This window comes from Desulfomicrobium norvegicum (assembly GCF_900114595.1).
In the GTDB taxonomy this organism is placed as follows: domain Bacteria; phylum Desulfobacterota; class Desulfovibrionia; order Desulfovibrionales; family Desulfomicrobiaceae; genus Desulfomicrobium; species Desulfomicrobium macestii.
Genome location: NZ_FOTO01000001.1, coordinates 346871 through 373205, shown reverse-complemented (window position 1 = coordinate 373205; position 26335 = coordinate 346871). Strand labels below are relative to the sequence as shown.

Annotated in this window: 19 protein-coding genes; all 19 read left to right on the top strand. The window is 55.6% G+C overall.

Annotated elements, in window-relative coordinates:
- Positions 1–8 precede the first annotated feature (8 nt).
- Complete coding sequence (locus BMZ24_RS01700; RefSeq protein WP_244150261.1) at positions 9–1136, top strand: glycosyltransferase family 4 protein; 1128 nt, start codon at positions 9–11, stop codon at positions 1134–1136.
- Positions 1137–1287: 151 nt separating this feature from the next.
- Positions 1288–1926: an acyltransferase gene (locus tag BMZ24_RS01695; RefSeq protein WP_225940232.1), complete on the top strand. Its 639-nt coding sequence runs from the start codon at positions 1288–1290 to the stop codon at positions 1924–1926.
- 371 nt (positions 1927–2297) lie between these two features.
- A complete protein-coding gene (locus BMZ24_RS20065) occupies positions 2298–2558 on the top strand; it encodes an acyltransferase (protein WP_228644881.1) in 261 nt (86 codons plus the stop codon).
- Positions 2555–3670: a glycosyltransferase gene (locus tag BMZ24_RS01685; protein ID WP_092188623.1), complete on the top strand. Its 1116-nt coding sequence runs from the start codon at positions 2555–2557 to the stop codon at positions 3668–3670. The genes BMZ24_RS20065 and BMZ24_RS01685 overlap by 4 nt, the downstream gene beginning before the upstream one ends.
- On the top strand, positions 3667–4986 hold the full coding sequence (locus BMZ24_RS01680; protein ID WP_143077810.1) for a phenylacetate--CoA ligase family protein: 1320 nt from the start codon (positions 3667–3669) through the stop codon (positions 4984–4986). Before BMZ24_RS01685 ends, BMZ24_RS01680 begins: the two co-directional genes overlap by 4 nt.
- Positions 4986–6194, top strand: a complete 1209-nt coding sequence (locus tag BMZ24_RS01675; RefSeq protein ID WP_161949005.1) for a polysaccharide deacetylase family protein — start codon at positions 4986–4988, stop codon at positions 6192–6194. The genes BMZ24_RS01680 and BMZ24_RS01675 overlap by 1 nt, the downstream gene beginning before the upstream one ends.
- On the top strand, positions 6182–8467 hold the full coding sequence (locus BMZ24_RS01670) for a sialidase family protein (protein ID WP_143077809.1): 2286 nt from the start codon (positions 6182–6184) through the stop codon (positions 8465–8467). Before BMZ24_RS01675 ends, BMZ24_RS01670 begins: the two co-directional genes overlap by 13 nt.
- A 113-nt stretch (positions 8468–8580) precedes the next feature.
- The gene (locus BMZ24_RS01665) at positions 8581–10356 is read left to right on the top strand and encodes an asparagine synthetase B family protein (protein ID WP_143077808.1); all 1776 of its coding nucleotides are present in this window, start codon (positions 8581–8583) and stop codon (positions 10354–10356) included.
- Between the two features lie 41 nt (positions 10357–10397).
- Positions 10398–11192 (top strand): hypothetical protein, encoded by a 795-nt coding sequence (locus BMZ24_RS01660; RefSeq protein WP_092188614.1) that lies wholly within the window; start codon positions 10398–10400, stop codon positions 11190–11192.
- A gap of 44 nt (positions 11193–11236) precedes the next feature.
- Positions 11237–12409 carry a carboxylate--amine ligase gene (locus tag BMZ24_RS01655; RefSeq protein ID WP_161949004.1) on the top strand — a complete coding sequence of 391 codons (1173 nt, stop codon included), beginning with the start codon at positions 11237–11239 and terminating at the stop codon, positions 12407–12409.
- 41 nt (positions 12410–12450) lie between these two features.
- Positions 12451–13284: an exosortase A gene (gene xrtA, locus BMZ24_RS01650; RefSeq protein WP_092188612.1), complete on the top strand. Its 834-nt coding sequence runs from the start codon at positions 12451–12453 to the stop codon at positions 13282–13284.
- Positions 13281–13913: an exosortase C-terminal domain/associated protein EpsI gene (locus tag BMZ24_RS01645; RefSeq protein WP_092188610.1), complete on the top strand. Its 633-nt coding sequence runs from the start codon at positions 13281–13283 to the stop codon at positions 13911–13913. Before xrtA ends, BMZ24_RS01645 begins: the two co-directional genes overlap by 4 nt.
- Positions 13914–13930: 17 nt before the next feature.
- A complete protein-coding gene (locus tag BMZ24_RS01640; RefSeq protein ID WP_092188608.1) occupies positions 13931–16030 on the top strand; it encodes a hypothetical protein in 2100 nt (699 codons plus the stop codon).
- 14 nt (positions 16031–16044) lie between these two features.
- Positions 16045–18099: an XrtA/PEP-CTERM system histidine kinase PrsK gene (prsK, locus tag BMZ24_RS01635; protein ID WP_092188606.1), complete on the top strand. Its 2055-nt coding sequence runs from the start codon at positions 16045–16047 to the stop codon at positions 18097–18099.
- A gap of 126 nt (positions 18100–18225) precedes the next feature.
- Entirely contained in the window at positions 18226–19596 is a 1371-nt protein-coding gene (gene prsR / locus BMZ24_RS01630; protein WP_092188604.1) for a PEP-CTERM-box response regulator transcription factor, read from the top strand.
- Between the two features lie 301 nt (positions 19597–19897).
- On the top strand, positions 19898–21670 hold the full coding sequence (locus BMZ24_RS01625; protein ID WP_092188603.1) for a PAS domain-containing sensor histidine kinase: 1773 nt from the start codon (positions 19898–19900) through the stop codon (positions 21668–21670).
- On the top strand, positions 21670–23388 hold the full coding sequence (locus BMZ24_RS01620) for a sigma-54 dependent transcriptional regulator (RefSeq protein ID WP_092188602.1): 1719 nt from the start codon (positions 21670–21672) through the stop codon (positions 23386–23388). Before BMZ24_RS01625 ends, BMZ24_RS01620 begins: the two co-directional genes overlap by 1 nt.
- 33 nt (positions 23389–23421) lie before the next feature.
- Complete coding sequence (locus BMZ24_RS01615; protein ID WP_092188600.1) at positions 23422–24063, top strand: response regulator; 642 nt, start codon at positions 23422–23424, stop codon at positions 24061–24063.
- Between the two features lie 440 nt (positions 24064–24503).
- Positions 24504–26315 carry an HD domain-containing phosphohydrolase gene (locus BMZ24_RS01610; protein ID WP_244150260.1) on the top strand — a complete coding sequence of 604 codons (1812 nt, stop codon included), beginning with the start codon at positions 24504–24506 and terminating at the stop codon, positions 26313–26315.
- The last annotated feature ends 20 nt before the right edge of the window (positions 26316–26335 follow it).

Here is a 26335-nt window from a genome sequence, read left to right as displayed (position 1 = left end):
GGCCGCGCGTGTTCATCAGTTTGGCCACCTCCAAATTGGGCGGGCCAGGGAAGGGACTGCTTCAGTTTCTGCGATCGGGCGGTTTTGAGCTTTGTGATCCCGTGCTCGTGGATTTTGTCACGGAATCAGGCTGTGAATCGGAGTTTGCACGAGTCATGCGTTTGTCGGGAGCCAATGTCGCCGAGCTTCGCCAGAATAAAAAATTTGACATGAACTTGGTGGATCAGGCGGAGAGCATCGTTAAAAGGGAAGGCTGTCAGATATTGCAGTCGCATGGATATAAAAGCCATGTACTGTGCGCTCTTTTGAAACGACGCGTACGACTTCCCTGGGTTGCTTATGTTCACGGCTGGACTTCCGAAAACATGAAAATGCATTGCTACAGGATCGTTGAAATGGGTCTGGTGACGCTGGCAACACGAGTTGTCGCTGTTTCCGAAGCGCTGGGGAAAAGACTGCCGGGGATCGCGCAGCGCAAGATGACGGTGATTCCCAATGCCGTGGACCCGGCTGAACTCAATGATTCCAGCGGACGTGATGTGCGGCACGAATTGGGTATTTCCGGCGAAGCGCTGGTTGTTGGGGTGGTTGGAAGATTGAGTCCTGAGAAAGGGCAGATTTTTTTTCTCAAGGCCCTGGCTCGGACTCGCCAGCGTGTGCCCAATGCGGTGGGGATTCTTTTGGGTGACGGCCAGGACCGGGCCATGCTGGAGGCTGAGGCTGCCCGATGCGGGCTCGCGGGGGCGGTTTATTTTACAGGGCATGTTTCAGGTTTGGGCGATTATTACCGGGCCATGGATCTCGTGGCCATGCCTTCCTTGAGCGAGGGCATGCCCAATGTGGCCCTGGAGGCCATGATATTCGCAAAGCCGGTGGTCTCGAGTCGGGTTGGCGGAGTGCCCGAGGTGGTGGTTGAAGGCGAGACGGGCTTCATGGTCACGGCGGGTGATTCCGAGTCTTTGGCTGTGGCGCTCATTCGCATGCTGGAATCGCCGAGTCGCATGCAGGCCATGGGCGAAGCGGGGCGACGCCGCGCGCTCGATAATTTTTCACCAACGGCCAGAGTGGATCGTGTGCTGGCACTCTATAAAGAACTCCTCGTGGCGCAAACTCTTGAAGGAAACAAAAATGCGTAATTTTTCTGAATTCAAACTGGCGATCCGGCGCCGTGAAACTCCATTTCATTCAAAGCTCCATGACGTCGCAAAGAAATTTATAGGGCTATCTGTCCCTGTTATTCCTGGGTTGCACAGGTTTTTGTATCATGAATGGGCATTGAGAACTGCAATGTGGCATGATTTCTGGCGTGTCGTTTACTACGAGCCCATGTTCAAGTCGATGTGCAGGGAAGTCGGACCGGGATTCAAGATGTATTATGGTGGAGATGGAGTCGCCCGTATCGCAGGGAAATTGAATATATACATAGGTTCAAATGTCACGATGTTCGACAACGTCAGCTTGGCTGGCCTCAAGATATTTGACGAGCCTGAGCTCAGGATCGGTGACAACACCTACATTGCTCCGAGATCAAGGTTTCTGATCGCCAAGAGCGTCGTCATCGGCAGTTGGGGGCTCATCGCATGCCGCATCGTCATGGACAACTCCGGACATCCCATCGCCAACGCGGCCGGAAGGATGACTTCCGGAGGCGGAAGTCCGTCTCGGAAAAGCGTCAGGCCGGTGAGTGTGGGTGATCTGTGCCTGCTTGGCGCCGGAACCTGTCTGTATCCCGGAGCGCGAGTCGGTGACGGGGTCGTGGCCAAGACCGGGACTCACGTGGCGGGTGAAATTCCTCCTTTCTGTCTTGTCGAGGGCAATCCGGGCCGCATTGTGGGCAAACTTCCCATTCCCGAAGAACTCAAGGAGCATTTTGGGGAGGATCGATACCGGATGTGGAAGGAGCAGCAGGCGGCTGTTGTCATTTAACATGAATTTTTCAACAGGCTTTCAGGTTTAATGCACACATAGCTAGGGGCTGATTATATATGATAAAGAAATTATTCCATGCAACTTTTCTCGTTATCGCAATAATTCCGTATGTCATATATCGGATTGGATCTTATTTTGTCGGAAAAAACGGCGCATTTATAAGCATGTCGCAATTTTTATCTCTTTTTCCAGGATTTTTGGGTTCGTATATTCGTGGGGGGTTTTACCGTATTGCGATGAACGAGTGTCCGCAAAGCTGTGCTGTTGGATTTCTGACCACGTTTTCATCTCCGGATATCCGCATCGGCCACAATACGGCCTTCAGCACGGGCGCCAATATCGGCCGATGCCATATCGGGGCTGACTGCATGATCGGCACCTACGTCATGGTAACCGGCGGAAAGAACCAGCACCGTTTTGACTCCCGGGACATCCCGATCCGGTTGCAGGGCGGGGAGTTCCAGCCCATTACCATTGGGCGGGACTGCTGGGTCGGCAACGGCGCCATCATCATGGCCGATCTGGGCGAGGGCTGCGTCATCGCGGCCGGCAGCGTGGTGACCAAGCCGATACCGCCGTACAGCATCGCTGCCGGCGTTCCCGCCAAAGTCATCGGAGAGCGCCCGTGAAGCTCCATGTGATGCAGTGCGTCGTCTCCCTGGCCCCCGGAGGGGCCGAGAGCCTGGCCTTGACCATTCTGGAGAAGGCGGGCGTGCGGGGCTCGGTGTGCGGGCTGGTGCGCGGCACCGGCGCGCTGATCCCGGCCATCGAGGCCCAGGGGTTGCCCTGGCATGTGCTCTCGTCAAGTTCCCCCCGCCGTTTCCCGGTCTGGAAGGCTCTTGCGGGCGTGCTGCGCCGCGAGCGGGTCGATGTGGCGCACGTCCAGGCCGGCTATCTTCTCTCCTTCGTACTCCCGGCGGCGCTGCTGGCCGGTGTGCGCGTGGTGTACACCGAGCACGCCAAGCATTCCCTCGAACAGCAACCCATGCTGCGGCGCGTGGTGCGCCTTTGCGCGCCGTTTGTGCACGCGGTCACCTGCGTTTCGGAGAATTTGAAATCCTTCATGGTCGAACGCGTCGGCATCGATACGCGCAGGATTCAGGTCATCCCCAACGGGGTGGACCTGGGACGTTTCACGCAAGCGGCGCCAAGCCCTGAAACGCGCGGGCTTTTGCCCGAGAGCTGGGGAGGGCCGGACATCACGGTGTTCGGAAATGTGGCCCGGTTCAGCGAAGCCAAGGATCACCCCGGCCTGCTGCGGGCCTTTGACGAGGTCCGGCGCAGACATCCCGGCGTCCGTCTCCTGCTGGTGGGCGACGGCGAGACCCGGCCGGGCGTCGAATCCCTGATCAGCGAGCTTGGCCTTGGCGAATTCGTCCAATTGGCGGGCATGCGTCGGGACGTGCCGGCCCTGCTTGGCCTCATGGACGTCTTTGTTTTGTCCTCCATGCGCGAGGGCATGCCGATCTCGGTCCTGGAGGCCATGGCTGCGGGCTTGCCTGTGCTCACCACCGATGTCGGGGGGATCGGCGAGGTCGTGCAGGATGGCGTGACGGCCAGGGTTGTCGCACCTCGGGAGGTCACGGCCCTGGCCGGCGGGCTGGCATGGATGGTCGAGAACGCCGCTGCGCGCGCCGACATGGCGGCGCGGGGCAAGGCCCTGATTCATGGGCAATACGGGCATGAGCGGATGGTGGAGCGTTATGCAGAGCTGTATGCGGATGCGGGGAGGCGGCCATGATAGGTCTAATGCGCCAGGCGATGCACTCCTTGCGCGGAAGCAGGCGCTATGCGCTCATGCGTGAAGGCGTCGCCCTGCAACGGCTGTCCGTGGAGGAATTGCGGCGGCGGCAACTGGCCCGGCTTGTCCAGGTGGTCGATCATGCCGTCCGCACGGTGCCGTTCTATCGCGATCTTTTTGACGAACTCGGCCTCAAGGCGAGCGACATCAGGACATTCGAGGATTTTGCCGGTCTGCCGACTCTTACCAAGCAGGATCTGCGCGAAAGCCTGCCGCGCATGCTTTCGTCCGCATCCGATGCTTCCCGCCGCGTGGACAACGCCACGGGGGGGTCCACCGGGGAGCCTGTCAGATTTTATCAGGACATGGACGTGTTCGATGCCATGCAGGGCAGCTTCATGCTCGGGCTCACGTTCGCGGGATGGAAGCCCTCCGACATGATCGTCAACATTTGGGGCAATCCAAGGGATAAGGGGACTGCGCGGCCGTCGGTGGATCTGAAGCAATGGCTTTCAGGGTCCATGACCTTGAGCGCCTACCGCTACGGGCGCAAGGAGATGGATGATTGGCTGGAGGTTCTGGCGCGTTTTCGCAGGGTCTTCGTGTACGGCTATGTCTCCGTTTTGAGCGATTTGGCCGAACACATCCTGGCCTGCGGACGCAAGCCTTCGAGCGTGTGCGCGGTCATGACCTCGGCTGAGAAGCTCCATGACCATCAGCGCGCCCTCATCGCGCAGGCGTTCGGGTGCCGGGTCCATGACCAGTACGGGAGCAGGGAGGTGCCGTGCATCGCGGTGGAGTGCGAGCACGGCGGCATGCATCTTTTGACGCATTCGGCCTATGCCGAGTTCCTGCCCGAGCCGGGTGCGGAACTGAAGCGCCTGGTCGTGACCGGCCTCACCAATCGGACCATGCCGCTCCTGCGCTACGAGATCGGCGATTACGCGACCCCGCTCTCCCATGGCTGTTCCTGCGGCCGGGGTTTTCCCCTCATTCGCATGGATATCGGCCGCGTCTATGACTACATGCTCGCCGCAGGCGGCGGCAAGATTCACGGCGCATATTTTGTCAAGATCATCAAGGAGATAGAGGGCGTTCTTTCATTCCAGTTCAGGCAATCCGTGCCTGGGGAAGTGGAACTGCTGGTCAAATGCAAGGAGGGCGTGAGTGAAGCGTCCACGATGCAGCTCAATGCCCTGCCGCAATGCGTCGCACATGATCACGAGGGCGAGATCCGGCTGCGGGTCCGCTTTGTGGATGAAATCCCACGCACAATTGGTGGAAAACACAGGTATATCGTATGCGAGGTGCAGTGATGTCGCGACCCGGAACAAGTTCCGTCATGTTTCACACCGTGGGAGTGCCCGACAGACGCTGGGCCTGGAATTTTCTCACGGTCCCCTGGCAGCTCTTCGACGCCCAACTCGGTGCGCTCAGGCGTTTCGGGTATCGCGCCGTTTTTCTGCGCGAGTACATGGACATCGCACTGGCCGGTCGCCTTGAGCAGGAGCGGGTCGTGTCCCTGACCTTTGACGACGGCTATCTGGACAACTGGGTCTTTGCCGCGCCTCTGCTGAAAAAGCACGGTTTTTGCGGCACGATTTTCGTCTCAACCGATTTTGTCGACCCCGCCGTCAAGCCCCGCCCCCAATTCGATCCGACGCGTCCGGAAAGCGCCCGGTTGCCAAGCGCCGGTTTTTTGTCCTGGAGCGAGATGCGCGCCCTGGAGCAGAGCGGAGTCATGGAGATCCAGTCCCACGGGATTACGCACACCTGGTATCCCTCAGGGCCGAAGATCGTGGATTTCCGGCATCCGGGCGATACATATTACTGGATGGACTGGAACGCCTGTCCCGAGGACAAGTGGGGCTATCTGAAGCTCAAATCCGATCCGGGCGTCTGGGGCGAGCCGGTTTATGAACACGCCAAGTCCATGGATGGTCCCGTTTTTCGTCCCGACGAGCGCGTTGGCCGGGCGCTGCGCGAAGTCGTGGCCTCGATGGGGAGATCATTTTTCGACGGGCCGGACTGGAGGCGTGATCTGCACGGCATGGCCGACGAAATGATGAAAGCCTGGAAGCAAACCAGCGTCGAGACGCATGATGAGTTCATGCTCCGGGTGCATGGGGAACTTGCGGATTCAAAGGCCGTTCTTGAAGACAACCTGCACAAGAAGATCGATTTCTTCTGTTGGCCCGGCGGCGGGTACACCGAGGAAGTGTTTGACGCGGCATCCGGGTATTATGTCGGCACCACGGTGGGGTCTCGGGAACGGCTCCGGCCGGCGGCCCTGGATGAGAACGGGTGTTTTCGTTTTTCCCGTGTGGGGCCTCCGGGAGTCGAGGGACGCATTGGGTTTCGTTATCTCGGGCCGTGGCTGTTGCCGCTGTTTCTGGAGGAGGTGCGGGGCGGAAGCCGCCTGGCGCGTCTCTTTCGGGGAGGCGGGAAGCTCACGGTCGAAAACTGGGAAAAAATGAAGATAGCCATGCTTGGGCGGGTGAGGGACGAATCGTGTCACGAATAATGGAAGGGAGAAAGCATGGTGGCTGCGTGGTGTATGGCCTGATGTTCTGGGCCGTGTTCGTCATCATGGGCATGTCCGCGCCGTCATCGTTTGCAACGGTGAATACGGGAGTGTTTTCCCCGCGCGGCATTGGCGGCGGGGGCGGAATGTACGTCATCTCCATCTCTCCATACGACGAGGGACTCATGTTTCTGGTCACCGACATGGGCGGCGCCTACCGCTCGGAAGACGGTGGCGAGCGGTGGGAGCTGATCCATTACACCCAGGGCTTTCGCTTCATGCAGTTCTCCACGCCCCCGGTGTTCTTCAAGGATCGCATCTATTGGCGGTCGGGGAAGAGCGCGCTGCGGGTCAGCACGGACCAGGGACGCTCGTGGCCCAAGGTGGACGGCATGCCCTGGGGGAAGGACGCGATTCTGCATCTGACCGCGATTCCCGGCTCGCCGGATGTTCTTCTCGTCGGCACGAAGGGCGGGCTGTGGCGCACTGATGACGACTGCGCGACCTGGAAAAAGGTGCTGGACAGGCAGACATCCGAGACCGTCATCCTTGGCGAGGTCCTCTGCGCCATGGCGGACCCGGATGCTGTCGCGTGCAGCCGTGACCGGGGCCAGACGTGGACGACGTCTCCCGTGGTCGTCGACGGGCGGGCAATCAAGGGGCACCCTGCCATGGGGCTTGCTGGCGCGGTGTCGGACAAAGGTTCGCTCATGGTGGCCAGTCTGCACAAGTTCGGCATCATCCGCTCCACGGATCAAGGATCGAGCTGGGCCCTCGCGCATTCACCCTATGGGGGCGAAAATCATCTTGTCATGGCCCCCGGGCAGACTGATGTCGTCTATGCCGCCCAGACCGGATCAAACGTCAACATCAACCTGCTTCGTTCCATTGACGGCGGCCAAAGCTGGAACCCGAGTTTCAGGATGGCCGATTTCGCCCGCAAATACGGCTGGAAGGCGAATGTGGAACCGACCTGGATTCAGGACTCCCTGAAATGGAGTTATCTGATCTCGCCCAAGGGTTTTACGGTCAATCCGCGAAAGCCCGAGGAAGCCTTTCTCGTTACGCAGGGCGAACTGTATCGCACCCGGGACGGAGGAGAGACATGGCATCCGCGCATGGCCACAGAGGTCGTCGTTGGGCCGGAGAAGTCGGCGCATTACCGGAGCATCGGGCTGGAGGTGACCAGCGCCTGGGGCTATCATTTCGACCCCCATCACCCGGCCAGACATTACATCACCTACACGGACATCGGATTCGCCAGGTCGCCGGACAGCGGAAAAAGCTGGCAATGGACGGCGCAGGGTTCGCCCTGGAGGAACACGTTCTATGATCTGGTCAACGATCCGGATGTGCCGGACGTGCTGTATGCGGCGGTGAGCGCCCGTCACGACATTCCGCACCATTCCAATCTTTCGGTTACCAAATCGGGATATCGGGGGCATCAGGGTGGGGTGGTCAGATCCACGGACGGCGGCCTGAGCTGGCAGGTTCCCTATAAGCCGGGCAGTTCATCCGGACTGCCCAAACAGGTCTGCACCACCGTGACTCTCGATCCCGCGTCGCCTCCTGATCGGCGAACCCTCTATGCCGGTGTGTATGGGGAAGGCGATGATGACGAAGCGGGTGTGTACAAGTCCGTTGATGGAGGAACGTCGTGGGCAAAAATTTCACCGGGCCCGGGCGTTGCGCCAAATCTGCATATCTACCGGTTACGCGTGCATCCGAAGAGCGGAAATTTGTACTGCCTCATCACAGGGCTGCGCTCCAAGAATAATTTTTTCACGGTTCCGGGCGGCGTCTGGAAGTCGATGGATGGCGGCGAAACATGGAAGTCAATCAGTAGTGGCGTCAACCTTGTCTGGTGGACCACTAATTTCGCCTGGGACCCTGAAAACGAAGACGTGATGTACGTCTCGGCCGGCTCTTCGGAAGGGCACTGGATGCAGGGCGGCATATACAAGACGACGGACGGCGGAGACTCCTGGGCGCATGTCCTGACCGACGAGATGATTCAAAAAGCGGCCCGGGGGGAGAACTACGAGCAAACCATGGCTGTGGCCCTTCATCCTCAAAATTCCCGGTTGGTTTATGCCGGTACTTCCAGGAACGGTTTGCTCTACAGCCAGGATGGCGGGGCGACTTGGCGGCATTATTCGGAATTTCCTGCTGCATCGGTGCAAAGCATTAATTTTGATCCTTCGGACATGACACGAATCATTGTAACGACCTTTGGACAGGGTGTGTTTGAAGGTCCCTATCTTCCGCAATGAGAGTAGGCAGGACATGACTTTACATGAAAGAGCTGGATTGAAAATTCATGTATGTATAGATCGAGGTGTATATGTCCTCATTTTTTAGTTGCTTCGGATGCAATGAAGAATGCTTGAATCAGGATTCTCTTTTTCATGATGTCGATGAAACATTGAATCCTTGCCGTACACGTACACTCTCAAGCTTCATAGGAAAGAATTTTCGCATCAGAATTGGAAAAACTCCTTCACCGGAAATGAAATATTCAATTTTTTATGAGAATTTGAAATGGAAGATATTCATAGTAGGGGATGTGGTTGATATTCCTTCGAATCATATTGAGATCATATCCGATGCTCTCAGCCGGGAATCATTTTATGAATTATCCAAATTCGAGGGCATGTATGGGATAATCGCAGTAAATAATATTGAAAATGAAGTGTTTGTATTGACCGACAGAAGAAGCCAGTATCCCATTTACTGGGGGATTGATTCCGGAAATTTATATATAGGGTCTGAGGTCTCGTCTTTTTGCAAGCTGGATGTGTTTAATGTCAGCAAGAAATGGATATGGGAATTTTTATATTACAATTTTTCAGTCTCAAACGTAAGTTTTCTAGAAGGTGTAAACAGAGCTTCTGCAGGCACGGTGATGAAGTTTTCGCTGCAAGATTCAATTGTGTACAAAATATTCACCTATGCATCGGAATTCAAGGTGCATACGCCGCTTCTCAAGAAAAAAAAGGCACTTGAAGCAGCCTTGGAAGTTTTTTCGGAAAGATTCCCTCTTTATTTTGAAAATACACAGATGGCATGCCCCATCACAGCCGGTTGGGATGCACGGACAGTGCTGGGTTTCAAGCCGACCGGTGCGGACATGACAACTTACACCTACGGGATTCCCGGTACGTCGGATCTGATCCGTGCGGCAAGAGTGGCCCGCAGCGCCGGAACGTTGCACAAGGAGGTTTTGTTTGATCAGGAATTCGTGGCCGGTTTGCCTGAACTTATGCTGGACACTGTTTATGTATCTTCCGGAACACAAGGGGTGAAACGGGCCACATTGCTGCACGTGTATCGCTCGATAACGCAAAATGGGACGAATTATCCGCTTACCCTGAGTGGTGTTGCCTTGGGTGCGCTGCGTGGACATGCTGGATGGCATCCATTGACTTCTCCAGACGTGTACGACCTCTTTGAAGGCAAGACATCAGAATTTCAAAATGGTTCATGGGGAGATATATTTGAAGATGACATTGGTAATTTTTCTGATCATATTATAGAAACTAATTGTTTACTTGCTGATAGATTTGGGAGTTTTACGTCCAGCGCTCATCATTTTTCATATAGCCTGTACATGATTGGTGCGAGATATTTTGGCGGGGAAATGAAAATCGCAGACAACTTCACCACGTGGCGAGTTCCTGCATACGATACGAAAATCATAGAGTACGGTTTCGCTTCGGAACTCAGCATGCTGAGCTATTCCCAGTTTTTGCCCGAGCATAGTCGCGGCTCGCGCTGCGAAATGGTCATGCAGTCCTATCTGCTGGCGAAAAAAGCTCCGCACCTTGCAAAAATACCCATTGTCAGCGCGCGTCCCGATTTTGTCCTGGGGGGAGATTTATTTCACTTCCTGTACAGGGTTAACCATAAGATTCGCAATACATTGAATAAAGAAATAAATCAGGTCCCGCTCGAAGATTGGGAGACATGGCTGAATAAGGATTGTGGATCATGGATTGATGCGTTTTTTCACGGTCATGATCTTGAAATATCAAAATATGTTTCCAGGAAAAATTTGATAGAATTGCTCAGTGGAGACAAAAGTGGTCATATGTTTACGAAAATGTTTACTGTGGAGATAGTGCTGCGGCTTGTGAAGAATAGATGGGTTAAATTTTGGTAACATGCTGAAATTATCAGTTCTATACTGGTGAAGAGGGATCAATGAGTGAAGTCAAGAAAGTATTATGGACTGGCGGGTGGGACTCGACATTCAGAGTGCTTTACCTTGTCGTGGTGGAAAAATGTCCTGTACAGACATACTATATAATTGATCCGTTCCGCTGGTCTCTTGTCCACGAGTTCAAGGCGATGAGCAACATCAAGCGTACCTTGAAGCAAAAATATCCTGAATTGAGTGATCTTCTGTTGCCGACACTCTATTTTGACAAAACAGATGTGGGTGAAAATATACATTTATCCGCCTGTTATGCAGGACTTAAAGAGAGACTGGGTGGGCAATACGAGTGGTTGTCCATCTGGGCCGATCAATTCGGCCTGTCGGAAATTGAGCTGGTTATTGAACGTTCTGATTCTGTTGTCGGCTGCCGTTCCGTCATTGCAAATTATTTATCGAAAGATGAAAAGGGATATCGCGTTATCGATTCAAAATTTAAAGGAACGCCTGTCTATGATCTTTTCCATCATTTTGTTTTCGCGATAACGGACATTTATAAAGTGGACATGCGAAGAATAGCGACAGAACACGATTTTGCGGACATACTGGATCTTTCATGGTTTTGTCACCGCCCAACATTTTTTTCCAAGCCGTGCGGAACATGTAATCCTTGTAAGAATACGTATGTGAAGGGTCTTCAAGACAGGCTCGGCCAGTATGGAAGATGTATGTATTTTTTGAATTATTATTCAAATCCTAAAAATTATTTTGACAAGAATTCGCGCACGTTCTCTTTTCTCAAGTCTATGAAGAATTCTTTGGCAAGGAAGATAGCTTCATGAATAGTGCTCTTAAAATTAATCTCAATGTGTAGAATGGAGATACTGTGGGACGCGCACTCATTACTTCGGCCAGCACTCGTGTTGCCTACTGCATCTGCAAGAATTTAAGTCGCCATGGCATCCAGGCGGTCATGGCGGATTCCGATCCGCTCGCCATGTCATTCTGGTCGCGTCATGCCGCCGGCAGACATGTGTACGCTTCGCCCTTTGTGGATGAGGCCCGCTTTGTCGAAGACATTCTTCGGATCATCGACAAGGAGAAAATCGACGTTCTTATCCCTGTGCTGGAAGAAACCTATTTCGTGGCGCGTCATCGCGCCGTCCTTGCTCCTCATGTGCGCATCTTCATGGCGCAGTACAAGGATCTCATCAGCCTGCACGACAAGCGCTCTCTCAAAAACATTGCGGAGCGTCTCGGGGTGAGCATGCCCCTGACCGTGGAACTCAAAGACGCAGTCACTTCAGGCTTGCCGCCCGATTTTCATTTTCCTGCCGTCCTCAAGCCCAAGCAGGGGGGGGGAGGGTGGTCGGTGATGGAAGTATCCAGCCAGTCCGCCTTGCGCATGATGGCCGGGCGGACTGACGTGCTCCCGGAACGCTATCTCGTTCAGGAGAAAATCGAAGGTCCTATTGCGGGAGTGGCCATGCTCTACCGCGACGGGGCCCTGGTCGCTGCGGACTCATATTGGACCGTGCAGACCTATCCCCACCCGTACGGCCAACCGACGGTCCGGGTTAGCCGGGATTTTCCCGATGCCACGGCGGCGATGAAGACCCTCCTTGATGATTTGCAATGGACCGGGCCGTGTCAGGCGGACTTTCTTCATGACGAGGTCCGGAACAAGAGTTTTCTCATCGACGTCAATCCGCGTTTTTGGGGTTCGGTCGGGCAGAGCATCGCCCGGGGCATAGATTTTCCCTACTACTATTACAAATGCGCCATGGGCGAGAATGACTTCAGTGCGCCCCTGAACCCGCCGGTGGTCGCCACGCGGTGGCTGGGCGGAGACATGATGCGAAAAGCCCATGCATTTTTATCCGGATCCAGCGCCGCGCGGCCGGACGCGGTGTTATCCGGATTCGCGGCCATGGATGATTTTGAGTTGCTCGATCCTTTTCCTCTGGCAGGCTGGGCCGCCTGCCAGGCCGCTCGCAAGGTGTGCAGCCTGGTCGGACGGGGTGCGCACCGGGAGGCTTTGGACGGGGTTTGGGAGTAAGACAGACCTTTGGAACGTGAACATCGGATGAGGGGAGCTGAATGGAACTCTTGAAGAATCAAAAGAATCTGATCATCTGGGTTGTTTTTCTAGCCGTTGCCGCCGGGGTCGTCTATTGGCCGATCGTCGTCCCCATGGTCAGACAGTGGGCTGCCGACGACAACTACTCGCACGGCTTTCTTGTGCCTTTCATCGCCGGGTATCTGGTCTACATGCGCCGGGACGATCTCCTGGAGGCGGAGGTCAAGCCGGCCGAGTCCGGCATGGGTCTCATCCTCTTTGGGCTGGCCATGCTTCTTTTCGGCTGGCTGGGCACGGAATACTTCACCATGCGCGCCTCCCTGGTGGTCATCATCGCGGGATCGGTGCTCTATATCCTGGGATGGAAGATTTTTGGGATTCTCCTTGCCCCTTTGGCCTATCTGCTGCTCATGATCCCGATTCCCTACATTATCTATGACGCCGCCGCCTTTCCCCTGAAACTCTTTGTGACCAAGGTTTCGGTCCTGGCCCTCAAGGCCATGGGCATCGTCATCTGGCAGGAAGGCAACATCCTCATGTTCCCAAGCATCACCCTTGAGGTGGCGGATGCCTGCAGCGGACTGCGCTCCATCATGTCCCTTTTGGCCCTGGGCACGGCGTACGCATTCGTGCTGCACTCCTCGGTCCGGGACCGGGTGGTGCTCATCGCCTCGACCCTGCCCATCGCGGTTTTCACCAACTGCCTGCGGGTCATCGCCACGGGGGTTCTGGCCCAATATTTCGGGGCGGCGGCAGCCGAGGGCTTTTTCCATGAATTCGCGGGATTCTTCGTCTTTTTCGCAGCGGTGGTCATGTTCGTGGCCCTGGGCGCAGCACTCAAGAGGTGGTCATGAATATTCGCTTCCGTTTTATTTTCATCATGCTGCTTTTGGCCGGGGCCGGAACGTACATGGCGTTTCATCGCGATCTCGAAGTGCCCCCGGGGCGGCCCTTCGAGGAATTTCCGGCCAGCCATGCGGGCTGGCGCATGATCGGGCAGGCAAACTTAAGTGAAAACATCGTGAAGGTGCTGATGCCGACGGATTATCTCTCCCGGCGTTATGCCAGGGAGGATGGCTCGACCGTCGACATGTACCTGAGTTTTTTCGACGGCGGACCCGATTCGGGCAGGATACACTCGCCCAAGCATTGCCTGCCGGGCGGCGGCTGGACGGAACTGTCCTCCAGGCACGTGACGTTGGATTTGGGCAGGGAAGCGGTAAATCTGGTCCAGGCCGTGTACGCCATGGGCAATAACCGGGAGGTCATCTACTACTGGTTCTCCATGCGCGGAAAGACCATGTCGGATGAGCTTTCCCTGAAACTTGCGGAGATTACAGGCTCCATGTTTCACCGTCGCCGGGATCAGAGCTTTATGAGGATTTCCGTGCAGGGAGATGGCGCCCAGGAGGAGGCGGAGCGACGGATCGAAGGTTTTCTGCGGGATTTCTATCCGGTCATTCGCGATTTTTTGCCAAACTAGAAATTTGTGAGGGACTCATGAACATGAACATTTCGAGGCCTGCCGTGCCCGGAATCACATATCGCCTGTTCGCCGCGCTCCTTTTCATCCTGTGCGCGCTCACATTCTGCAATGGTTTGGCATGTGCAGAGCCCCTGGCCGGCGTATCGCCCTCGCAGGTCCTCGTCCTTTACAATGCGGATTGGCGAGAGCGGCATCCCCTTATCTCCGCTGCGCAGGATTCGCTGGCGGTCGCCGAGCACTATGCGCGGATGCATACCGATCCGGTCACCGGGGAGAGGCCCTACCTGCTGGGGCTGACGGGTGGCCGGTCGTCAGGAAACGTACTCTCCGGCGATCATCTTGAGGAGCGCAGCGCGGACAACGCTTGTGGTGTCCTGTATCGGTCCCGCGATTCCAAACGTGTCGAAAGCGGCTGCGAGATGCGCGACAGTCGCATGGTGGAGGTGGTCTTGCCCAAGACCGAAGTCCCGTGGAACCTCAGCACCCTCGGACTTGAAATCGAGTCCGACGAGAGATCAAGTCGCGCGCGTTTCATGCTGGTCGAGAACGGCGCAAGCCTTCATCCCGACAAGGTGCGGGTCCAGCAAGACGGGGACTGGCGAATCAGGGCCCTGGGCGGGCTCCTCATGGAGGGGGCGTTTACGGCCACGGCCCGGTGCGCGGACGCTCAGGGCGACGTTCACGAGTGGAGCGCCGAGTACAAAGACATTCTACAGGCGTCATGGAACGCCACGGGTCTTGACGGTATTCGTGACGACCAAAATTACCTGGATCTGGTGGAGGCTCCGATCAAGGCGTTTCTGGAAGATCCCGCCAATGCCAGGCCCGACGGAACCCTGCTGAAGGATCATGTCCTGTACATAGTTGTTTGTCATGGGCTGCCCCTCACCGTTGCGGCTCCGTACGGCATTGCCACCGGCGTTGGCCCGCAGTTGCGCGATTATGGATCTGCGATTGATTTGTGTCAGCGACTCCAGCTCATGTACTACGATTTCGAGAGCCTGCACCAACGTAAGGTTCAGCCGATGCGCTTTGCTCCGGCTCCAAAGAAAAGCGCTTTCACGAATATTATATTCCGCACGCGAATGTCCATGCCGCTTCAGGGGGCGGATCTAAATCCTTTCGTGCACCCGGCGGCCTACCGCAAAGGCGGGAACAAGGCCGGGCTGGGTTCGCCTCGGTTCACATCCGCGCAGCGAGCCCTTCGCCCGGATCGTCACCTCTTTTTCGCCATGCGCATAGATGGACAGACACCCCTTGAAGCCATGGAACTGGTGGACCGGGCCGTCTATGCATCCAGGCATGCGGGTCCGGAGATGGGCATGCTCGCGGATGTGCCTCTCGTAAAAGCCCCGGAACGCGTCGGAGAGATCGGTGACCGGACTCCGGCCAAGCCGTTTTGGGACCTGGGATACAGGCATCTGTTCCAGCACCCCAAAGGCAGGGTCCGGCTTGACCTTTTCAAACTGGCCCCGGGGAGCGGATTCTTCAACTCAAGCCCTGTATTCCTTCCCGGAGGGATTGCGGCCTTTGTCCAGTCGAATCAGGGCTGGAACATGAAGGATTCGCGATTCCACGAATTCTTGAGGCAAGGGGTGACGATGACGGCCGGTTCGGCTCGCGTCGACCCGCGCAAGACGCCCCATATTCACAGCCACAGTTTTTGGGACGAAGCGGTTTTTTATCCGGCCCTGCGTGAAGGCCGCCCTGTGGGCGAGATTCTGCTCAGCAATCAGGTCCATATGGGCTGGATCACCAGTTTTGTGGGCGATCCTCTGTACCGATTGCCGCCTGAACCGCAAAAGCCGGGCGGCCTGGTCGGTCTGACCTGGGACAAAAACGTGCGCGTGGCGCAGGCGCGCGATGCGGAGCACGGCAAGGGATATCTGGTCATGGCGGATTTGGGGGCGAGCGCCCATGAACCCCGCCTGGCCCAGATGCGCCTTGGCCGCGTTGCAGCCGAGGAAAACGGGGCAAAGCATGTCTTCGAACGCTTTGCCTCCAGGCCCTGCGTGTTCGTCCCCAAGCGGGAAGTGCACAAGGGGGAACCGTGGCGGCTGGAATTGATGGATCCTTTCGGCAATACGGCAACGCTTGCGGGCAATCTGGAGTAGCTGGAGTAGCTTTAATGACCCCTTCCTTCGTTTCCTTTCTGACAACCCTGTGTGCCGTCATCCTGGCCGTGGGATTTGCCGCGCGCATGCTGCTTGGCGTCATGCGCGCCGATCGGTCGCGGGCCTCGGGAGCCCTGGCCGTGGCGCTGGTGCTGTCTGCCGGACTGGAAGCGCTGGATCTCTTGACGCTCCTGTACCCCGAATCGGTACAGGCCTGGCGTATGGCCGGACTGCTGGTGGAAGGAGCCCTGGGGCCGGCCTGGATCTGGTTCACGGCCCTTTTTGCCCGCAACTACGAAGAAGGCAGGTTGCCCGGAACGCAGCGCGCGCTGATCCTCCTGTCCTGCCTCATGATGCCCTGGGCCGGGTATCTGGCCGCGCAGGGTGCCTATTTTGCCCCGGATTTCGCGACCGAGGGTCTACTTTTTCTCCTTCCGGGAAGCTTTTATTTCTATATCGGTTTTGCCGTGTGCTGCGTCGCGGCCCTGCTCAACATCGAGGCCACGCTGGCGGCGGCCGTGCATCACCGTCGCTGGAAGATCAAATTCATTCTTCTGGGGGCCGTGAGCATTCTGGCTGCCCTGATCCTCTATTACAGCCAGAGCCTTTTGCATCGTTCCATCGACATGAGTCTGGCGGGCCTGCGCTCCCTGGCCTTGCTTCTAGGTACGGCCATGATGTGGTTTTCGGACCTGCGGCGTGGCCCCGAAGTACGGATCAGCTTTTCGAGGCGGTTGGCTTTCAAGTCCGTGGTCCTGGTCGCGGCCGGTCTGTATCTGGTCGGGCTGGGCTTGCTCGGCGAGGGTGCACGCCTTTTCGGAGACGATCTGGGCCGGGCCGTACTGCTGGTGGTCAGCTTTCTGGCCGGGCTCGGTCTTCTGGTCGTTTTTCTCTCGGACACGGTGCGCCGCAAGATCCGCCTTTTTCTGCAGATGCACTTTTACGGCGAAAAGTATGATTACCGCATCCAGTGGGTGCAGTTCACCCAGCACCTGGCCTCGGCCCGCACCCAAAACGAGCTGCAGCAGGCGGCATTGTCGGCCTGCTGCGAAACCTTCGGTATCGTGGGTGCGGGGCTCTTTCTCTTCGATCATGACCGCAAGCTTTACCTGCCCGCCAGCCTGGTGGAGATGGATTCTCACGAAGGTGGTTTCGGGGAAGACTCGGCTCTTGTGACGGAGCTTGAAACCCGGCGTTCCGTGCTGCGCGCGGCGGATGTGGACGACTCTTCGCCCTGGCTCGCGCGGGCCGGCTTTGCCATTCCCATTTTCCGCGAAGACGCGCTGGACGGGTTTGTGCTTCTGGGTCGGCCCATCAATCCACGGGAGGAGTACGACGAGGAAGACTTCGAGCTGATGGACACCATGGCCCGGCACATCTCTTCGGCCCTTTTGAACATGCGTCTGCTGGACCAGTTGGCCAGGTCGAGGGAGATGGAGATCATGGGCAAGGTCTCGGCCTTTGTGCTTCATGATCTGAAGAATCATGTCTATACGCTCTCGCTCATGGCCGACAACGCGCAAAAACATATCGGCAATCCCGAATTTCAGAAGGACATGGTCGATTCCCTGGGGAGCACGGTAGGCAAGATGAAGATCCTCATCTCGCAACTTAAAGGTCTCCCCGACCGTCACACCCTGAAGCGCGAGCCCGTGGGTCTTTTGTCCCTGGCAAGGGAATCCACCCGACCTCTGCCGCAGGAACGCCTTGATTTCCAGGGTCCGGACGTGCGGGTGATGATCGACAGCGCGGAGATGGGCAAGGTGATCCTGAATCTTTGCCTCAACGCACTGGAGGCGTCCACGGCGGGTCAATCCGTATCCGTCACGGTAGGGGATGAGCCCGAACCGTTTGTAAGGGTGACGGACCATGGTGTGGGCATTGCCAAGGAGTTCATGGCGGGCGGGCTCTTCGAACCTTTCAAGTCCACCAAGGCCAAGGGCATGGGCATCGGGCTGTATCAATGCAAGCAGATCGTCGAGGCCCACGGCGGGCGCATCGAAGTGCGCAGTGCGCCGAATGAGGGCTCTGAATTTATTGTATGTATTGGTGACAGGCAGGTTTTGTGAGCAATTTTTGCTTAGTAAGTATGGACTTGCGTTGTCGGTGTGTGTTATGTTTTCCGTAAACTTCTTTTTTTCTGCCGTAGCCTGAGATATTTTGCGGCCGAAAATTTCAGCGAGTGGGGTCAATAATTGGAACATTTGCTTATCGTTGATGATAACGAGGACGTCCTGACCCAGCTCAAGTGGGGCCTTACCTCGGAATCTTACACACTTCACTTGGCCGCCAATGTCGACGAGGCGCTGGCTACCTTTCGTAAACTTCACCCCGGTGTCGTGACCCTGGACCTGGGCCTGCCTCCGCATGTCGAGTCTTCGGAAGAGGGGTTCAGGGGGCTGGTGGAGATGCTCAAGCTTGAGCCTTCAGCCAAGATCATTGTCGTCACCGGCAACGATGAGCGCGAGAATGCCTTGCAGGCAATCAAGCTTGGGGCCTTTGATTTTTTCCGCAAGCCCATTGATCTGGACGAACTGCGAGTCATCATCCGCCGCGCATTTCATTTGCATGCCATTGAGCGGGAAAGCGTGGTCCAGCAGGATGAAGCCGCCAGCGAGCTCAAAGACAACTGCGGAATTGTGGGCGCATGCGCGGCCATGCGCGGAGTGCTTGGCCTCATCGACAAGGTTGCCACTTCGGACGTGCCGATCCTCATTTCCGGTGAGAGCGGGACGGGTAAGGAGCTGGTGGCCAGGGCCATTCATTCAAAGAGTCTGCGCAGGCACGGTCCCATGGTCTGCATCAACTGCGGAGCCATCCCCGAGAACCTGATCGAATCCGAGTTGTTCGGCCATGAGAAAGGAGCCTTCACCGGCGCGGCTTCAATGGTGCGGGGCAAGGTCGAGTACGCCAGCGACGGAACACTCTTTCTGGACGAGATAGGGGAACTGCCCGTCAACCTGCAGGTCAAGCTGCTCAGATTCCTGCAGGAGATGGTCATTCAGCGAGTCGGGGGCAGGAAAGACATCCCCGTCAATGTGCGCATCATCGCGGCCACGAATATCGATATCGCCGCGGCCATAGCCCAGGGCCGTTTTAGGGAGGACCTGTATTACCGCATCGGCGTGGTCAATATCCATCTTCCACCGCTGCGCGAGCGTGAAGATGACGTGCGCATCCTGGCCGAATATTTTCTGGATCGCATCGCCCGCGACCTGGGTAAGACCCTGGCCGGGTTCACGCCTGATGCCCTGGCCTGTCTCAACACCTACAGCTGGCCCGGCAACATCCGTGAGCTTGAAAACAAGCTGCGTCGCGCAGTGCTGCTCGCGGACTCGACCCTGCTCACGGCCGAGGAACTGGGCTTCGGGGAGAGTGACTACGCCCTGAACGGTCTCGGCCTGACGGACAAAACCCTGAAGGAAGCCCGCGCCATGCTTGAAAAGAAGATGGTTCTGGCGGCCCTTGCCAAGTACGAGGGCAACATCGTCAGGGCTTCCGAAGCGCTCGGGATCAGCCGTCCAACCATGTACGACCTTTTGAAGAAGCACGAGATTAGCAATTAGAATATTTTTAATACCTCGTAACAAAAGGAATATTTTTGTGCAGTCGGGATGAGTCGTAGAAATTTTTTTTATGGAACAAGTATTCAAAGGAGTGATACAGGCTTTTTAAAAATGGCCCGTCATATATCCCGGTTATGCTGTGTGTGACGGATCAGGTTGTAACTCATTTTTCTACAGCTCTGTTGGTTTTTTTATTTCTTTTTTATAATCAGGATGTTGTGAAATAATATTCCCGGGATCGTCTTGGCGTGATCGTTGCTTTGCCGACGTATGCTGATCAGTTACGATTTCTGGTGGTTTCATGTTTGATGTAAAGAAGAAATATAATGAGAGTGTTGGCATGACAAAACGGTATGCGAAGCAAGATCACCTCTTTGAGTTGAACAGCAGGGAAACGGTGGGCAGGGATGAGTGTTTCTCCCGCCGGATTCATGAGGCTGACAGTTCAAATGATGCGAGGGTGCTGAATGAGCTCAAAGCGCAGCAGAGCGCGTTGATGATGCAAAACGAAGAACTTCGAAGGGCTCTGGACAACCTTGAAAATAAATTGGCGGTCTATTCAGATTTTTATAATTATTCGCCCCAAGGCTTTATCAGCCTGGACGAGCAGGGCCGCGTCCGGGAGGTAAACCCCTGGGCGATCAGTCAATTGGGTGTGGAGAGAGACGCGCTGGTCAATTCGTTTTTTGGGCAGCGTGTTGCCTCACAGGATATGGAAAAATTCAGGGTGTATCTTGATCTCGTTTTCAAAACAGGAGAGCGACAGAGTTGCGAGTTGATGCTAAAGCGGAAGAACATGCAGGATTTCCGGGTTAAAATAGACAGCGTCAAGTCTTCAAATAGTGGTCATATAGTTTTTTACATGTCTCCTTTTACAGATATCGCCGACATAGCCATTCAAAAAATTTCAAGTGATGTTTCTTATTGTGAAGCTGATGAAAAATTCCATCTAAGTTCAGATTTTACTGAAGATTTCGAGAATAAATTTCAAATATTATTGCAGCAGTTTCACGCTGTATTGAGTGGTATTAGTGGGACTGTAATTGTTGTTTCTCCAGAAATGAAAGTTTTGTGGTCGAATATAATTAATGAGTTTGGAATAAATTCAAATATATCAGATAATGTTTTGAGATATTGCAATGATTTTGTTGGTAATTGTTCGGTGCTTTATGAAAAATCAGTTATCATCGATTGTTTTAACACCGGAGAAAAAAAGTCTTGCATTGTTACGCATGGTGAATCTGTACTGGATATACGGGCGTTTCCTGTCAAGGAAAACAAAGATGTAATCAGTGTTCTTCTGCTGGTGTGCGATGTCACGGGAAAAATGGCGATCCAGGCGGACGCGCAGTATGCATGTCATCTTTTGTCGCTGGGGGAGCTAGCTGCAAGTGTCGCACATGAAATAAACAATCCGGTCAACGGAATAATCAATTACGGCCAAATATTGGTCAACGAATGCGACGCTGAAAGCATGGAGCATGATCTTGGGGCGCGCATCCTCAAAGAGGGGGAACGCATCGGCCGCCTCGTCAAATCCCTCCTGTCCTATGCGCACGAAAGACGAAAGGAAAAAAGGGCGACGCAGGTTGTGGACATTCTCGAGGAAACCCTGGCCCTGACCCAGGCCCAGATTCGCAAGGACGGCATCCAGCTTGTTCTCGACTTCCCTGAAAGCCTTCCCAAGGTCATGGCAAATCTGCAGCAGGTTCAGCAGGGGTTCATCAACATCATCAGCAATGCGCGCTATGCATTGAACGAAAAGTATCCGGGGTGGCATAAGAACAAATGTCTCGCGATCTCCGGCGAATTCGTCATGGTCGAAGGCTGCCCTTTTGTACGGGTGGCGTTTCTGGATCAGGGTGGAGGGATATCGGCCGAAAAGCTCTCGTTTCTGACCAAACCGTTTTTTTCCACCAAGCCTTTTGGCAAGGGGACCGGGCTTGGGCTCAGCATTACGCAGAAGATCATTGATGATCACGGGGGGCATCTGCGGTTTGAGAGTGAAGAGGGGGAGTTTACCCGCGTTATAATAGATTTGCCGGTTCATCAAAAAGATGAAGGAATATGTTAGTGACCGGAAAAATTCTGATTCTCGATGACGAAGAGTCGATCAGGTTCACGCTTTCACGATTTTTGCGTGCGGCGGGTCATGCTGTGGTGACCGTTTCAAGTTGCGGTGACGCCTTGGCCAAAATTTCAGGAGACGGCTTTGATGTCGTGTTCGCGGACATAATCCTCGAAGACGGTACGGGGATCGACATCCTGCGTGAGATCAAAGCCAGGGGGCTGGGCTGTCCGGTGATCATGATCACCGGAGATCCGGGTATCGAGACCGTGACCGAAGCCATTCATCTGGGGGCCTTCGATTACATTCCAAAGCCCGTCAAGCAGGAAGCGCTCTTGAACGCCACCCGCCTGGCCTTGTCTTATAAAGCCGCCAACGATGAGAAGGAGAGATACCGCTCAAACCTTGAAGCGATCTTCAGGAGCGTCAGAGAGGCTATCCTCTCTGTGAACAACGAGTCCGTGCTGATCGAATTCAACGAGGCGGCCAGCGAAATGTGCGGGTTTTCCCAGGCCGACATCGGGAACCCAGTCAGCTTGTTGCCGCGAACGACCGACAACAGGTTCGAGACGATTCTGGCGGAAGCGCTGACGAGCGGCCAGCCCCGCGAAGAGGATCGCGTCGAGTGCAGTGCGGCGAGTGGAGTCCGCAAAGTGGTCAGCGCGAGGATCTATCCGCTGCTCAACACCCAGGGGCAATCCACCGGAGTGGTGATGATGTTGCGTGACGACACGCATGTGTCCAATCTGGAAATGAAGCTGAGGGAGTACGGGCAGTTTCACCGCATCATCGGCAAGAGCGAGCCGATGCAGAAGGTCTACGCCCTGATAAAGACGCTGGCCGGAGTTCAGACCACGGTCCTGATCACCGGCGAAAGCGGTACGGGCAAGGAGCTTGTCGCCGAAGCCCTGCACATGGCCGGAGATCTCAGCGATAAGCCCCTGGTCAAGGTGAACTGCTCGGCTTTGCCCGAGAGCCTGCTTGAAAGCGAACTCTTCGGTCACGTCAAGGGGGCGTTCACGGGCGCGATCAAGGACAGCGAAGGGCGCTTTCAAAAAGCAAATGGCGGAACAATCTTTTTTGACGAGATTGGAGACCTCTCGCCGATGGTGCAGCTCAAACTTTTGCGCGTCCTGGAGGAGCGCGAGTTTGAACGGGTTGGCAGCTCCGCGACCGTGAAGGCCAATGTGCGAGTCATCGCGGCGACAAACAAGAACCTCCTGGAGCAGGTCAGCCAGGGAATTCTACGGGAGGACCTCTATTACCGGCTCAAAGTGGTCGAGATCAAGCTGCCTCCTTTGCGCACCCGGACTGAGGACATCCCCCTCCTTGTCGATCATTTTTGCGAACGGTTCAACGTGAAGTTCAAAAAGAACATCAAATCCGTGTCATCCGATGTTTTTCAGGCTTTCCTCAAATATTCATGGCCAGGCAACGTGCGCGAGCTTGAGCATACCATGGAGCATGCCTTTGTCCTTTGTAACAAGAGCGTCATCACGCATGACGATTTGCCCACGGATTTCATGAAGTTGGCAGGAGTGCGACGCTCCCGCCCCGAGGCTCAGAGTGACGATGCGGGCGCGGTTCTTGCGGCTCTGAACAACACCGACTGGAACAAGGCGAAAGCTGCCCGGCTGCTTGGGATAGACCGGGTGACCCTGTACCGCAAAATCAAGAGATATGGTCTTGTCCGAGAAGCTTCGGGTGCAAAACTGTTGCGTTAATGACACCTTTTTTGCCTGCAACGATTTTGTTGCATGCAACACGCTTTTTTTGCCATTTTTCTCCCCGCATCCATTTTTTATCAAAAAGTTCAATTATTCTATAGTAATGAAAATATTCTGGCGGCATCGTTCTGTTGGTATGAATATTGTATTGACTTTGCTTGGTGGTTTCCAGGCAGTGCGGGCTCGAATGCGGACCCGGGCTTTGTGTTGCGACAATATTTTTTACAAGAATATCTTCATGAATTTTCGTTTGAAATAGCCATGAATGCAAACATACTTGTCATTGATGACGAAGAATCAATTCGATTCACATTCTATAAATTTCTTGCCGATAAAGGAAACCATGTCTGCACGTCAAAAAATTTATTGGAATCACTGTCTAAAATGAATGAGACAGTTTATGATCTTATAATTGTTGATATTATTTTAAGCGATGGATGTGGATTAGATGTTTTGAAAAAAATTGATCGAAATGAAGTTGAAACTCAGGTGATAATAATGACGGCTTATCCAACACTTGAAACAATTGATATGAGCTTCAAAATGCATGCTGCAGATTATATTATAAAGCCGATACGACAGAGTGAACTTATTTCTTCCGTAAGCAACATAATACAGAAAAAAATATCTTTGCGTAAAAAGAATATTAAAAATAATGAGATTTGTGCTTAATTACGACACTGCAATAAGTCGCAAAAGAATCTGAGTGTCATTCCTGACGCGCTTGCAAAGAGTCGTGGATGAACCTGATTGTCATTCCCGCGAAGGCGGGAAACCATTCTTTTCAGATAGTTAGAAAGGCGTAGATCCCTTTCTTCAAGGGGATGACGACTTTTTGCAGGCGGATCATTCCCGCGAACGTGTGCCAGCATGGGTAGGCGGGGCATGTCGGGCAATGGCGCGAAATCCATTTTTTTTCAGGTGGTTAAAAATTATGAATCCTTTTCTTCAAGGGAATTCATAAATTTTTACAGTGGTATCTTCATTTTTTTACACTTTTTGTTCGACGCGAGACCTGCCTTTCTTTGCCGGTATCGAAAAACAGTGCGCTAGGCTCTTCAGTTTCATCCCGCTTCTTCCCCCTGCGCGCAAGAGATGCTATTCAGGGAATCATGAAGCTTCTTCTAGCCCTGATTCCCATCTTCGCCGTCCTGGCATTCTTCCATCCGTCGCCGGAAGTCCGCGCCTCCGAGTCGGACAGGCCCGTGGTGCTGGTGATCCATTCCTACGCCGCCGACTATTCCTGGACCAGGGACATGCACGCCGGGATCGTCTCGGTCCTCGACGCCCCTGATGTTCGGGCGCGCTGGCGCGTGGAGTACATGGACGCCAAGCACCACGACTCGCCCGAGTACCAGGCCCGGCTGCTGGATCTCTTTCGGGAGAAGTACGGCCGGGACCGCTTCGACGGGGTCATCCTGACCGACGACCACGCCCTGGACTTCGTGGCCATGCACCGGGGCGAACTGTTCCCCGGCACGCCCATGGCGGCCTGCGGCATCAACGACCTCAAGTCCGTCCCGCCGGGGGCCCGGGACATGAACATCATCATCGAGAGCCTGGCGCACCTCGAAACTTTGGAGGCGGCCCTGCGGCAGAATCCGGGCACGCGCAAGGTCTTCGTCATGATCGACGGCACCCTCACGGGCAAATCCATCCTGCGGGAATTCCTGGAGCAGACCCGCGAGCTGGCCGGGCGTGTGGAGATCGAGGTCGTGCCGCCCATGACCCGGGACGGGCTCGTCCGCTTCGCGACGGAGCGCGGGCAGGGGGAGCTTCTCTATCTGCTGGTCTATTTCCAGGACGCGGCGGGGCAGGTCTTCACGGCCGAGGAGATCCCGCGCGCCGTGGCCGCCGCCTCCCCCGTGCCGGTGTATGCGGCCTGGGATTTTCAGTTGGGTTTTGGTGTTGTCGGGGGCTGCGTGACCAGCGCTTTCGGGCATGGGCAGAAGGCCGCCCGCACCCTGCTGGACCGCCTGGCCGGAAAGAACCCTCCGGCCGCGTACAGCGGGCTTGCGGGCGTGAATCGGCACACCTACGATTATGCCGCTCTGGAGCGCTTCGGTATCCCGGTATCCCTGTTGCCTGGGGATGCGCTGGTGCTGAACCGCCCCCTGTCGTACTTTGAACAGCACCGCTCGGTCATCCTCTCGGCCCTGGCGGTCATCGCCATCCTCGGCGTGATCATCGCGCTGCTGGTCATGAACGTGCTCAAACAGCGCAGGATCAACCACGGCAACCGCGAGATCATGAATCTCAATCGGGAGATGATCGAGACCCAGCGCGAACTGCTCTCCACCCTGGGCGAGGTCATCGAGACCAGGTCCCAGGAGACGGCCTACCACGTGCGCAGGGTGGCCGCCTATTCGGCCCTGCTGGGCGAGAAGTACGGCCTCTCCGAGGAGGACATCCTGCTGCTGGAAGCGGCTGCGCCCATGCACGACATCGGCAAGATCGGCATCCCCGACGCCATTCTCAACAAGCCCGGCAAGCTCGATGACGAGGAATTCGAAAGCATCAAGCACCACACCGTCATCGGCCAGCGCATCCTGCACACCTCGGACCGCAGGCTCATGGCCGAGGCCCGAAACATCGCCCTGCAGCATCACGAGCGATGGGACGGCACGGGCTATCCATGCGGCCTCAAAGGCGAGGAGATCAGCCTGCCGGCCCGCATCTGCGCCCTGGCCGACGTTTACGACGCCCTGTCCCTGGACCGCGTCTACAAGGAGGCCTGGCCCAAGGAAAAGGTGCTGGAATTTATCCGGCGCGAACGAGGCGGCATGTTCGACCCCAGGATCGTTGACCTCTTCTTCGAGAATCTGGACGAGATCGAAGCCATCAGGTACCGCCTTTCGGACACGGCGGCCGGGCCAAGGGAAATGGACATCTCGGCCAAGGTGGAGTGTCCGGGGCAGGACTAGGGCAATCGTCCGGTCCGCAA